At 71.9% G+C, this 10,700-nt stretch carries 12 protein-coding genes; 6 read left to right on the top strand and 6 right to left on the bottom strand.

Going from position 1 to position 10,700, the window contains the following annotated elements; all coding sequences use genetic code 11:
- Window positions 1–489 (bottom strand): thioesterase family protein (locus HF526_RS30440; protein ID WP_169385039.1); only part of this gene is annotated, 489 nt, incomplete at its 3' end.
- Window positions 490–554: 65 nt separating this feature from the next.
- A complete protein-coding gene (locus HF526_RS30435; protein ID WP_169385038.1) occupies window positions 555–1,298 on the bottom strand; it encodes a MerR family transcriptional regulator in 744 nt (247 codons plus the stop codon).
- Between the two features lie 148 nt (window positions 1,299–1,446).
- Between HF526_RS30435 and HF526_RS30430 the strand changes: the two genes are divergently transcribed.
- Together HF526_RS30430 and HF526_RS30425 are read left to right on the top strand one after the other, a co-directional pair.
- The gene (locus HF526_RS30430; RefSeq protein WP_169385037.1) at window positions 1,447–2,667 is read left to right on the top strand and encodes an acetyl-CoA C-acetyltransferase; all 1,221 of its coding nucleotides are present in this window, start codon (window positions 1,447–1,449) and stop codon (window positions 2,665–2,667) included.
- A 34-nt stretch (window positions 2,668–2,701) separates the two neighbouring features.
- On the top strand, window positions 2,702–4,864 hold the full coding sequence (locus tag HF526_RS30425) for a 3-hydroxyacyl-CoA dehydrogenase NAD-binding domain-containing protein (protein WP_169385036.1): 2,163 nt from the start codon (window positions 2,702–2,704) through the stop codon (window positions 4,862–4,864).
- 56 nt (window positions 4,865–4,920) lie between these two features.
- On the opposite strand, the gene HF526_RS30420 is transcribed toward HF526_RS30425, so the two are convergent.
- The gene (locus tag HF526_RS30420) at window positions 4,921–5,286 is read right to left on the bottom strand and encodes a cupin domain-containing protein (protein ID WP_239029343.1); all 366 of its coding nucleotides are present in this window, start codon (window positions 5,284–5,286) and stop codon (window positions 4,921–4,923) included.
- A gap of 244 nt (window positions 5,287–5,530) precedes the next feature.
- Complete coding sequence (locus HF526_RS30415) at window positions 5,531–5,890, bottom strand: DUF1330 domain-containing protein (protein ID WP_169385035.1); 360 nt, start codon at window positions 5,888–5,890, stop codon at window positions 5,531–5,533.
- Between the two features lie 86 nt (window positions 5,891–5,976).
- Here HF526_RS30415 and HF526_RS30410 point away from each other — a divergent pair, with 86 nt between their 5' ends.
- Window positions 5,977–6,603, top strand: a complete 627-nt coding sequence (locus HF526_RS30410; protein ID WP_338051865.1) for a DedA family protein — start codon at window positions 5,977–5,979, stop codon at window positions 6,601–6,603.
- Window positions 6,604–6,616: 13 nt separating this feature from the next.
- On the opposite strand, the gene HF526_RS30405 is transcribed toward HF526_RS30410, so the two are convergent.
- On the bottom strand, window positions 6,617–7,693 hold the full coding sequence (locus HF526_RS30405) for a glutamate--cysteine ligase (RefSeq protein WP_169385034.1): 1,077 nt from the start codon (window positions 7,691–7,693) through the stop codon (window positions 6,617–6,619).
- A gap of 83 nt (window positions 7,694–7,776) precedes the next feature.
- Here HF526_RS30405 and HF526_RS30400 point away from each other — a divergent pair, with 83 nt between their 5' ends.
- Complete coding sequence (locus HF526_RS30400) at window positions 7,777–8,568, top strand: ANTAR domain-containing protein (protein WP_169385033.1); 792 nt, start codon at window positions 7,777–7,779, stop codon at window positions 8,566–8,568.
- Between the two features lie 44 nt (window positions 8,569–8,612).
- Entirely contained in the window at window positions 8,613–9,407 is a 795-nt protein-coding gene (locus HF526_RS30395; protein ID WP_169385032.1) for an SDR family NAD(P)-dependent oxidoreductase, read from the top strand.
- A 57-nt stretch (window positions 9,408–9,464) separates the two neighbouring features.
- Here HF526_RS30395 and HF526_RS30390 read toward each other — a convergent pair whose 3' ends face one another.
- Entirely contained in the window at window positions 9,465–9,626 is a 162-nt protein-coding gene (locus HF526_RS30390) for a hypothetical protein (RefSeq protein ID WP_211178035.1), read from the bottom strand.
- A 204-nt stretch (window positions 9,627–9,830) separates the two neighbouring features.
- Here HF526_RS30390 and HF526_RS30385 point away from each other — a divergent pair, with 204 nt between their 5' ends.
- Window positions 9,831–10,508: a class II aldolase/adducin family protein gene (locus HF526_RS30385; protein WP_169385040.1), complete on the top strand. Its 678-nt coding sequence runs from the start codon at window positions 9,831–9,833 to the stop codon at window positions 10,506–10,508.
- Window positions 10,509–10,700: the final 192 nt, after the last annotated feature.

The following is a 10,700-nucleotide window of genomic DNA, read 5'->3' as shown; positions in this document are numbered from 1 at the left end:
GTGCGGGTGACGGGGCTGGATGACACCCCCGGCGGCCGGTTCCGCGACGCCGTCCGCCCGGTCTGAATCCGAGAGCGGGCTGCGGCCCAGGGCGGTGGCGATCAGTTCGGGGATCTCGCGCTTGCCGGAGCCGTCGGTCGCGACCACCACGTACACCGTCCGGGCCGCGCACGTGACCTCGTAGTCGTCGGAGGAACCCCGGCGCACCTCGAAGTCCAGCGCGAAGCTGGTGCGGCCGAGCCGGGCGGTCGACACGGCGATGACGATCTCGTCACCCCAGCCCACGCCGGCTTTCCAGTCGATCTCGGAGCGGACCAGTTGCACGTCGTACCCGGCGTCGGTCATGACCCGGTAGGGCAGGCCGCGGTCGAGCAGGAACGCGGTCATCGCGTCGTCGAAGTAGGCGAGGTACCAGGAGTTGAAGACGACGCCCTGGGCGTCGACCTCGAGGTAGCGCACGTTCACCGGGTGCGTGAAGAGATCGGCCACGCGCCGCAGCGTAGGCGCAGCAGCTCGGCCCGGGGGGAGCCGTTTGCGCAGGCGGATCCGCCCGCTCAGCCGATGCGTTCCCGAATGGCCCGGTTGACCGCGCGGCCGAACGCCGTGACCACGCCCTGCACCGTGAGCGGCTTGAGCCGGCTCATCATGGTGGCGAGCCGGCCGCGCTCCTCGACCGGGCGGCCGGCGTCGCGGTAGGGCTGCAGCACCTGCCGCTGGAACAGCGCCATCAGGTCCTCGGCCAGCGCGGTGGTGTGCTTCTCGATGAGCTCGTGGGAGTCGCGCAGCAACGACGCCGGCAGCCCGGAGTCGAGCATCTCCAGCCCGGGGCCGAGCGGCCCGTGCAGCCGGACCCGCCCGTCGTCGAGCCGTTCGACGGCGCCGAGGGCCTCCAGGGCGTCGACGCTCGTGTCGTCGAGGGGGCGGCCGGCGCGGCGATCGAGCTCGGTCCGGTCGACCTCCTCGAGTTCCTCGGGCACCCACGGGGCGAGGAGGGCCCGCTGCAGGGCGAGCTCACCCGCGCCCGCGGAGTGCGGCACCCGTTCCAGGTAGCGCTCGATCGCGGCGAGCGTGAACCCCAGCGCGGACAGTTCGCTGACCAACTCCAGCCGTGCCAGGTGATCGGGCCCGTAGAGCCCGGTGCGGCCGCGCAGCTGCGGCGGCGGGATCAACCCGCGCCCGGCGTAGAAGCGGATGTTGCGGACGGTGACGCCGCTGCGATCCGCCAGTTGGTCGATGGTGAGGAGCTCCCCATCGGGTGCAGATCGTTGCGGCGACTGCGCAGAGGACGGCACTGCCATGGGTGAAGGCTACGGCAGACCTTGACCTATGTGACAGTACTGCTGTAACAAAGACGCCGGACGGTGACCCGTGCCGTCGCGGTCGGCCGTGCGGCCCGCCGCAACCGTCACCTCCAGCATTCTTCGCCAGAGCAGACGAGAGGTTCGCATGAGCGAGATCCCCGAGGCGTACATCTACGACGCGATCCGCACGCCACGCGGCCGGGGCAAGGCCTCCGGCTCGCTGCACGAGGTCAAGCCGGTCTCGCTGGTCATCGGGCTGATCGACGAGATCCGCGCCCGGTTCCCCGAGCTCGACCCCGCCGTCATCGACGACGTCGTGCTCGGTGTCGTCTCGCCCGTCGGTGACCAGGGCGGTGACATCGCCAAGACCGCCGCGATCGCGGCCGGTCTGCCGGACACCGTGGCCGGTGTGCAGCTCAACCGGTTCTGCGCCTCCGGCCTGGAGGCGGTCAACACCGCGGCGCAGAAGATCCGCTCCGGCATGGAGGAGATGGTCCTCGCCGGTGGCGTCGAGGCCATGTCGCGCGTCCCGATGGGCTCCGACGGCGGCGCCTGGGCGATGGACCCCGATACCTCCTACCAGACCGGTTTCGTGCCGCAGGGCATCGGCGCCGACCTGATCGCCACGATCGAGGGCTTCTCCCGCGAGGACGTGGACACCTTCGCCGTCGAGTCACAGACCCGCGCCGCCAAGGCCTGGGCCAACGGCTACTTCGCCCGCTCGGTCGTCCCGGTCAAGGACCGCAACGGCCTGACCATCCTCGACCGCGACGAGCACGTCCGGCCGAACGCCACGCTGGAGTCGATGGCCGGGCTGCAGCCGTCGTTCGCGATGATGGGCGAGGCCGGCGGGTTCGACGCCGTGGCCCTGCAGCGCTACCACTGGATCGAGAAGATCGACCACGTGCACCACGCCGGCAACTCCTCCGGCATCGTCGACGGCGCGTCGCTGTGCCTGATCGGCACCGAGGCCGCCGGCAAGGCCGCGGGCATCACCCCGCGGGCCCGCATCGTCTCCACCGCGCTGTCCGGCGCCGACCCGACGATCATGCTCACCGGCCCCGCGCCGGCCAGCCGGAAGGCGCTGGCCAAGGCGGGCCTGACCGTCGACGACATCGACCTGTTCGAGATCAACGAGGCGTTCGCCGCGGTCGCGCTGCGCTTCATGCGCGACCTCGGTCTCGACCACGAGAAGGTCAACGTCAACGGCGGCGCCATCGCCATGGGCCACCCGCTCGGCGCCACCGGCGCGATGATCCTCGGCACCCTGGTCGACGAGCTCGAGCGCCGCGACCTGCGCTACGGCCTGGCCACGCTGTGCGTCGGCGGCGGCATGGGCATCGCCACGATCGTCGAGCGTCTCTGACCCTCCCGGCAGATCTGAAGGGATACGAACAACAGTGAGCGAGCAGAAGGCTGTCCGCTGGGAGCGCGGGGACGACGGGATCGCGATCGTCACCCTCGACGACCCGGGCCGCAGCGCCAACACGATGAACGACCGCTACGTCGCGGCGATGGGCGAGGTCGTCGACGCGCTGGTGGCGGAGAAGGACGACCTCACCGGCGTCATCGTCACCTCGGCCAAGAAGACCTTCTTCGCCGGCGGCGACCTGGACTCGATGTCCAAGGCGACTCCGGCCGACGCGCCGGCGATCATGGAGAACGTCGCCACGGTCAAGGCCCAGCTGCGCAAGCTGGAGACCCTGGGCAAGCCGGTCGTCGCCGCGATGAACGGCACCGCCCTCGGCGGCGGCCTGGAGATCGGGCTGGCCTGCCACCACCGCATCGGCCTCGACGCCAAGGGCGTCATCTACGGCCTGCCCGAGGTGACCCTGGGCCTGCTGCCCGGTGGCGGCGGCGTCACCCGGATCACCCGCATGCTCGGCATCGCCGACGGCTTCATGAAGGTCCTGGCGCAGGGCCAGCGACACAAGCCGGCCAAGGCTCTGGAGATCGGCATCATCGACGAGCTGGCCACCAGCGTCGACGAGATGATGGACTCCGCGCGGGCGTGGATCGCGGCGAACCCCGAGGCCGCGCAGCCGTGGGACCGCAAGGGCTACAAGATGCCCGGCGGCACCCCGTCGAACCCGAAGCTGGCGTCGATCCTGCCGGCGTTCCCGGCCAACCTGCGCAAGCAGATCAAGGGCGCGCCGATGCCGGCGCCGCGCAACATCCTGTCCGCGGCCGTCGAGGGCGCCCAGGTCGACTTCGAGACCGCGCAGCGCATCGAGAGCCGCTACTTCACCGAGCTGGTCACCGGCCAGGTCTCGAAGAACATGACCAAGGCGTTCTTCTACGACCTGCAGCACATCAACGGCGGCGGCTCGCGGCCCGACGGCCACGAGAAGTGGCAGCCCACCAAGGTCGCCGTCCTCGGCGCCGGGATGATGGGGGCGGGCATCGCCTACACCTGCGCGCTGTCGGGCTGGGAGGTCGTGCTCAAGGACGTCTCGATCGAGGCCGCCCAGAAGGGCAAGGCGTACTCCGAGGGCCTGGTGGCCAAGGGCGTGCAGCGTGGCAGGACCACGCAGGAGAAGGGTGACGCGCTGCTCGCCCGGATCACCCCGACCGCCGACTACGCCGACCTCGCCGACTGCGACATCGTCATCGAGGCCGTCTTCGAGAGCGTCGCGCTCAAGCAGGAGGTCTTCGCCGAGGCGGCAAAGGTCATCAAGCCGGACGCGCTGCTGTGCTCGAACACCTCGACGCTGCCGATCACCGAGCTCGCGTCGGGCGTGGACCGGCCGGCCGACTTCATCGGCCTGCACTTCTTCTCCCCGGTCGACAAGATGCCGCTGGTCGAGATCATCCGCGGTGAGCAGACCTCGGACGCCACGCTGGCCAAGGCGTTCGACGTGACGCTCGGGATGAAGAAGACCCCGATCGTGGTCAACGACAGCCGCGGCTTCTTCACCAGCCGGGTCATCGGCACCTTCATCAACGAGGGCATCGCGATGATCGCCGAGGGCGTCGACCCGCAGACGATCGAGCAGGCGTCCTCGCAGGCCGGCTACCCGGCCCCGGTGCTGCAGCTGATGGACGAGCTGACCCTGACGCTGCCGCGCAAGATCCGCGAGGAGACCAAGGCGGCGGTCGAGGCGGCCGGTGGCACCTGGGAGGCGCACCCGTCGGAGGCCGTGATCGACCGGATGATCGACGAGTTCGACCGCAAGGGCAAGAGCTCGGGCGCGGGCTTCTACGAGTACGTCGACGGCAAGCGGACCCGGCTCTGGCCGGGGCTGCGTGAGCAGTTCGGGGCGACGAACCACGACGTCGACCTGCACGAGCTCTCCGAGCGCATGCTGATCATCGAGGCGCTCGAGACCGTCAAGTGCTTCGACGAGGGCGTGCTCACCTCGGTGCCCGACGCCAACATCGGATCGATCTTCGGCATCGGCTTCCCGGCCTGGACCGGCGGCGTGATGCAGTACATCGAGGGCTACCCGGGTGGCCCGGCCGGGTTCGTGGCCCGCGCCGACGAGCTGGCCGCCAAGTACGGCGACCGCTTCGCCGTCCCGCAGTCGCTCCGCGACCGCGCCACGGCCGTCGCCGCAGCCTGATCCGACGCGAGAGTGGCTTTCGCTGCAGCAGCTGCAGCGAGAGCCACTCTCGGTTCTCAGCCGTAGTAGTCGTTGCCGCGGGAGAACTCGACGAACACGCAGGCCTCGTCGCCGACGGTCCAGGCGTTGTGGCCGGGCGGCAGCATCATGACCTGGTTCGGTCCGAACTCCTCGGTGCTGCCGTCGTCCATCTCGACGCCGAGGCGGCCGCTGAGCACGATCGCGACGTGCGGCAGCTCGCAGCTCTCGGTGCCGGCGTAGGACTTGAGGTCGTTCGACCAGCGGGCGCCCGGGTCGAACCGCACCCGGGTCACCTCGACACCGTCGAGTTGGGCGGTCTGTTTGCTGATCAGGCCGTGCACGTCGGGCTCGATCGAGTCGAGATCGGCCTTCTGCATGGCGGGGGACGCGGTGGAGGTCACGGGATCACCTTCGGAGGAGGGGCTTCGGCCGTCCCGGCCGGGCCGGGCGGCGCGAACCGGCCTCGTCGACGACCGCGCCGGCGTCCAGTCTCGGCGGCCGCCTGCGCCGCGGTGACCGCCGATCGGATGGATGCGGCCGCGGGCTCAGCGCCGGTGCGCCCACGCCGCCAACCGCTCGGCGATCTTGCCCAGGCCGATCGCAGGGTCGTCGCCATGCCCGGGTGATACCAGTCGTTCTCACTGGTCAGCGCGGGATCGTCGGCTGCAGCACCGCCTCGATGACGGCTTCGGTGCGCAGGTGCGTGCCCTCCTGGTAACCGGGGTCGCGCACCATGTCCGAGAACGCGCGGCGGCTGGGGTAGGAGACGAGCAGGACCGCGTCCCAGTCCTGTCCCTGCTCGGCGACGATCGGATCGGCGCCGTGCCCGAAGTAGACGACCGAGGCCCCGACCTTCTCCGCGAACGGGCGGAAGTGTGCGATGTACTCGTCGTAGCGCTCGGCGCCGCCCTCGGCGAAGCGCAGCAGGTTGAGCATGACGATCGGCTGGTCGGGGCCTGCGGCGAGGAACGCCTTCATATCGGCACCGGTCGGGTTCACGGCCATGGCGGCCATCCTGCCGAAGTGTGACCAGGAGCGCATCCTGCCGGGTGCGCGGCGGCGGAGCCGACAAATCGGGCACCATTGATCACGTGGCCGACTGGGTGTTCTCGATCGTCGACCGTCTCGGAGCCGCCGGGGTGGGGTTCCTGATCTTTCTGGAGAACGTGGTCCCGCCGATTCCCTCCGAGGTGATCCTGCCGCTGGCGGGGTTCCGGGCGCGCACCGGCGCGGTCGAGGTCCTGTGGGTCTGGCCGATGGCCACCGCGGGCTCGGTGCTCGGCGCGCTGGTGCTCTACGGGCTGGGTGCGTGGCTCGGTTACGAGCGGCTGCACCGGCTCTCGGCCAGGCGCTGGTTCGTCCTGTCCAGTCAGGCCGATCTCGAGCGCGGCCGCACCCTGTTCGACCGGCACGGCGGCAAGCTCGTGCTGGTCGGACGGTGTGTGCCGCTGATCCGCAGCGTCGTGTCGGTGCCCGCCGGGGTGGCCGGCATGCCGATGACGCGGTTCGTCGTGCTCACCGCGATCGGCAGCGGGGTGTGGAACGCGGTGTTCATCGGACTGGGCTGGATGCTCGGCGAGAACTGGGGCCGGGTCGAGGGCGCGCTCGGCCCGGCCGGCTACGTCGTGCTCGCCGGGGTCGCCGCGCTGGCCGGCTGGTTGATCGTGCGCAAACTGCGGGCCCGCAACGCGAACGTGGGCGCGCACCGGCTCCGCTGACGGCCCGCGCGTCTCAGCCTGCCACTGCGTCGGCCACGACGGCGCGCAGCTCACCCTTCTGCGTGAGCACCGTGCGCTGTCGCGTCGCTCCGGTGCCCCGGCGCAGCACCGCGTCGAGCAGTTCGCGCACGGTGCCCAGGTCGCCGGCGTCCTCCAGCGCGGGCCGGACGTGGTCGACCAGCCGGCCCAGCACCTCCGCGGCGGGCGCGGGCCGCCATGTCCGGGGAGCGAGCAGCTCCCCGTCGATCCCGGACCGGCCCGCGCGCCACGACGCGAGCCGCAGCACCTCGGTGCGCACGGGCGGCGGCGGGCCGTCGGCCCGGATGGCCGTCTCCACGAGCGCGCGGGTGAGCGCGGCGACCAGCACTGCGTCGTCGGGGTCCAGGCAGACGTCGGCGACGCGGATCTCGACCGTCGGGTGCAGCCGCGACAGCCGGGCGTCGAAGTACAACATCCCCTCGTCGAGCACCGTGTTCGAGCCGAGGATCGCCTCGACCGTCGCCCGGTAGCCGGCGGGCGAGCCGAAGGGTTCGTTCGGGCCCGCGGACGGCCAGCGCGACCACACCTGGCTGCGGAAGCTGGCGTATCCGGAGGCGGTGCCCTGCCAGAACGGGGAGTTGGCGCTCAGCGCGAGCAGCGGCGCCAGCCAGGGCCGGATGCCGTCCAACGCGGTGACGCCCTCGGCGTCGGAGTCGACGGCCACGTGGACGTGGCAGCCGCAGGTCAGCTCCTCGTCGACGGTGAGCCCGAACCGCTCGCGCATCTCCCGGTACCGCACCGACGGCGAGAGGGTCGGCTCCACGGCCAGCGGCGAGGTGGCCAGTGCGACGAGCTCGACGCCGACCGCGCGGGCGGCCTCGGCGGCCTCGGCCCGGGCCCTGCGCAGCTCTCGGCCCAGCTCGTCGAGGCTGTTGCAGGGCACGGTGGCGGTCTCCAGCTGCTCACGGTGCAGCTCCCCGGTGAGCTCCGTCTCGGTGCCGTCGTCGGCCTCCGCGATCCGCAGCACGGCGCCACCCACCGCCCTCGGCCGACCACTGACCGGGTCGATCAGCAGGAACTCCTCTTCGACACCCACGGTGCGCACCGACATGGCGGCAGTATCGCGGCCCCCGCTGCGGTTGCCCGGTGGGGCAGGCCTGGATAATCCTCGGCGAGGACAGAGCGAGGTGGGCCGTGACGACCGAGCAGGACTGGGCTGAGGACAAACAGCTCTTCGTCGACGGACGGCTGGAGCAGTTGGGTTCGATCTCCGCCGAGCCCGGCCCGCTGGCGGCCGAGTTCGTCGCGCTGGCCGGGGCGTTGCTGGACGCCGGCACGGTGCGGGAGGTCCTGCAGCGGGTGGTCCGGGCGGGCCGTGCGGTGGTGCCCGGGGCCGACCTGGTCAGCGTCACGATGCGCGCCCCCGGAGGGGGATTCCACACGCCGGTGGAGACCGACGAACTCGCGACCCGGCTCGACGAGCTGCAGTACCGGTTCGACGAGGGCCCGTGCGTCGAGGCGACCCGATCGGCCGGGAACGGGGTCACGTCCAGCAACGACCTCGCAGTGGCCCGCGAGTACCCGCGGTTCGGTCCGGCCGCGGCCGAGGCCGGCGTGCGCAGCGTGCTGGCCGTGGGCCTGTTCCCGAACGGCGACGCGCCCCGGATGGGCGCGCTCAACTTCTACTCGTTCCGGGCCGGCGGCCTGGACCACATGGACCGCGACGTCGCGCTGCTGCTGGCGGCGCACGCGTCGACGGCGCTCGCCGCCACCCAGGCGTGCACCGCCGCCGACCTGGAGGCCGCTCAGCTGCGGGAGGCGCTGCGCAGCCGCGACGTGATCGGGCAGGCCAAGGGCATCCTCATGGAGCGCCGCGGGATCACCGCCGCCGAGGCGTTCGAGGTGCTCCGCGCGGCGTCGCAGTCGCTGAACATCAAGCTGACCCAGGTGGCCGAGACGCTGGCGAGCCGCCGCGGCGAGCTGTAGCGCCGCGGCGAATCATCCGGGCCGGGGCGGGTACCGATCCGGCCATGGACATCGACCTCGGCGGCCGCACCGCGTTGGTGACCGGCTCCACCCAGGGCATCGGCTTGGCGATCGCGATCGAACTCGCCAGAGCCGGTGCGAGTGTCGTGGTCAACGGGCGGACCGCCGCCCGCGTGGACCACGCCGTGGAACTGGTGCGCGCCGAGATCCCGGATGCCGACGTCGGGGGGATCGCCGCCGACGTCTCCGACGAGGCCGGTGCCGCGCGGCTGCTCGACGAGCTGCCGCAGGTGGACATCCTGACCAACAATCTGGGGATCTTCGGCGCGCGTCCCGCGCTGGAGATCGACGACGCCCAGTGGCGGCGGTTCTTCGAGGTCAACGTGCTGTCCGGGGTGCGCCTGACCCGGGTGTACCTGCCCGGGATGATCGCGCGCGGGTGGGGGCGCGTGCAGTTCATCGGCAGCGACTCGGCGGTCGTGATCCCCGTCGAAATGATCCATTACGGGGTCACCAAGACGGCTCTGCTGGCGGTGGCACGCGGTTTCGCGAAGGTCGCCGCGGGGACCGGGGTCACCGTCAACACGGTGCTGGCCGGGCCCACCCACACCGAGGGCGCTGAGGAGTTCGTGAACGAGCTGCTCGGGGACGAGGTGCCGTGGGACGAGGCGCAGCGCCGGTTCATGGCCGAGCACCGGCCGCAGTCGCTGCTGGGGCGGCTCATCGAGCCCCGGGAGGTCGGGAACATGGTGGCCTACCTCAGCTCCGAGCTCGCCTCGGCGACGACCGGCGGGGCGCTGCGGGCCGAGGGCGGCTACATCGACGCGATCCTGCCCTGACGGTCGGCGGGGGGCCCGGGTGGCACCCGCTCCTGCCCCCCGGCCCGTCGGCGCCGGTCAGAGCGTCGTCGACGGTGCGACGTGGACCGGGTTGGCCCCGGCTGAGACCACCCGGACCAGCACCTCGGTGGGCAGTGGCTCGGGCCGGGGGACGGCGACGACGTGCAGGACCTCCGGCCCGCCGATGCGCTCCCGGCTGACTGCCCTCATGGTGGCCATGGATGGGTCTGTCCGTCCTCGGGGAGGCGTTCCGTCCCGGGGACCCGCGCGGCGGCGGCGATGATCGTCAGGTCGGGCACACGGCTGGGTGCCGGTGTGGCAGCCTCTGCTCTGACCGGTGACGCTCGGAGGAGACGACATGATCTGCGACGTGGTGGTCGGCCCGCTGCGCGAGTTCCGGCTGTCCGGCCGGCCATGACCGACCTGCTGCTCGCCGACGAGCGCGTCGCGGTCGTGCGCACCGCGCTGCGGATGACCACCGACCGCCTCGTGGTCGGCACGTCCGGCAACGTCTCGGTGCGCGCCGGCGACCTGATCGCCGTGACGCCGTCCGGTGTGGACTACGACCGGCTGACCGCGGCCGACATCCCGGTGGTGGATCTGGCCGGTGGTGTCGTCGACGGGGGGCTGGTGCCCACCTCGGAACTGCCGATGCACCTGGCCGCCTACCGCGACCACGGCGCCGGCGCCGTCGTGCACACCCACTCTGTGCACGCGACCGCGCTGTCGCTGCTGGTCGACGAGGTGCCCGCGGTGCACTACCAGCTCGCCGACTTCGGCGGCCCGGTCCGGGTGGCCGAGTACGCGACCTTCGGCACCGACGAACTCGCCGCGACCATGTCGGTGGCACTGGCCGGGCGTGCCGGGGTGATCCTGCGCAACCACGGCACGCTCACCACCGGCCCCACGCTGGCCAAGGCCTACAACCGGGCCGCCCAGCTGGAGTGGTTGTGCCAGCTGTGGCTCATCGCCCGCACCGGCGGGGAACCGCGGCTGCTGCCGGCCGCGGAGATCGAGCGCTGCGTCGAGGCGTTCGCCGGGTACGGCCAGGAGCCCGGCGGCACCCGGTCGGCGCAGACGCCGCCGACCACAGGCGGTTAGCGGAACCGTGACGACGGCCGGCTCGGCCATGCACCGGGGACGGGGCGCCCGGGCGTCGTCCAGGAGCTGCGTGGTGTCCTGTACCCAGCCGGCGGCCGCCGCGCGACCCGGTAACCCGACCGCATGGGGGTGGCTTCGCTGGCATTCAACGTCAGCAAAGCCACCCCGATGGCACGGTGGGACGGCGCGCGA

It is taken from the genome of Pseudonocardia acidicola (assembly GCF_012911935.1).
Classification (GTDB): domain Bacteria; phylum Actinomycetota; class Actinomycetes; order Mycobacteriales; family Pseudonocardiaceae; genus Pseudonocardia; species Pseudonocardia acidicola.
This window is presented reverse-complemented; position numbering and strand designations above follow the sequence as displayed.

Coding starts and splice junctions, on each gene's coding strand:
- HF526_RS30435 (WP_169385038.1), bottom strand. CDS start 1,298: ATGGCAGTGCCGTCCTCTGCGCAGTCGCCGCAACGATCTGCACCCGAT.
- HF526_RS30430 (WP_169385037.1), top strand. CDS start 1,447: ATGAGCGAGATCCCCGAGGCGTACATCTACGACGCGATCCGCACGCCA.
- HF526_RS30415 (WP_169385035.1), bottom strand. CDS start 5,890: ATGGCCGTGAACCCGACCGGTGCCGATATGAAGGCGTTCCTCGCCGCA.
- HF526_RS30405 (WP_169385034.1), bottom strand. CDS start 7,693: ATGTCGGTGCGCACCGTGGGTGTCGAAGAGGAGTTCCTGCTGATCGAC.
- HF526_RS30395 (WP_169385032.1), top strand. CDS start 8,613: ATGGACATCGACCTCGGCGGCCGCACCGCGTTGGTGACCGGCTCCACC.
- HF526_RS30390 (WP_211178035.1), bottom strand. CDS start 9,626: ATGGCCACCATGAGGGCAGTCAGCCGGGAGCGCATCGGCGGGCCGGAG.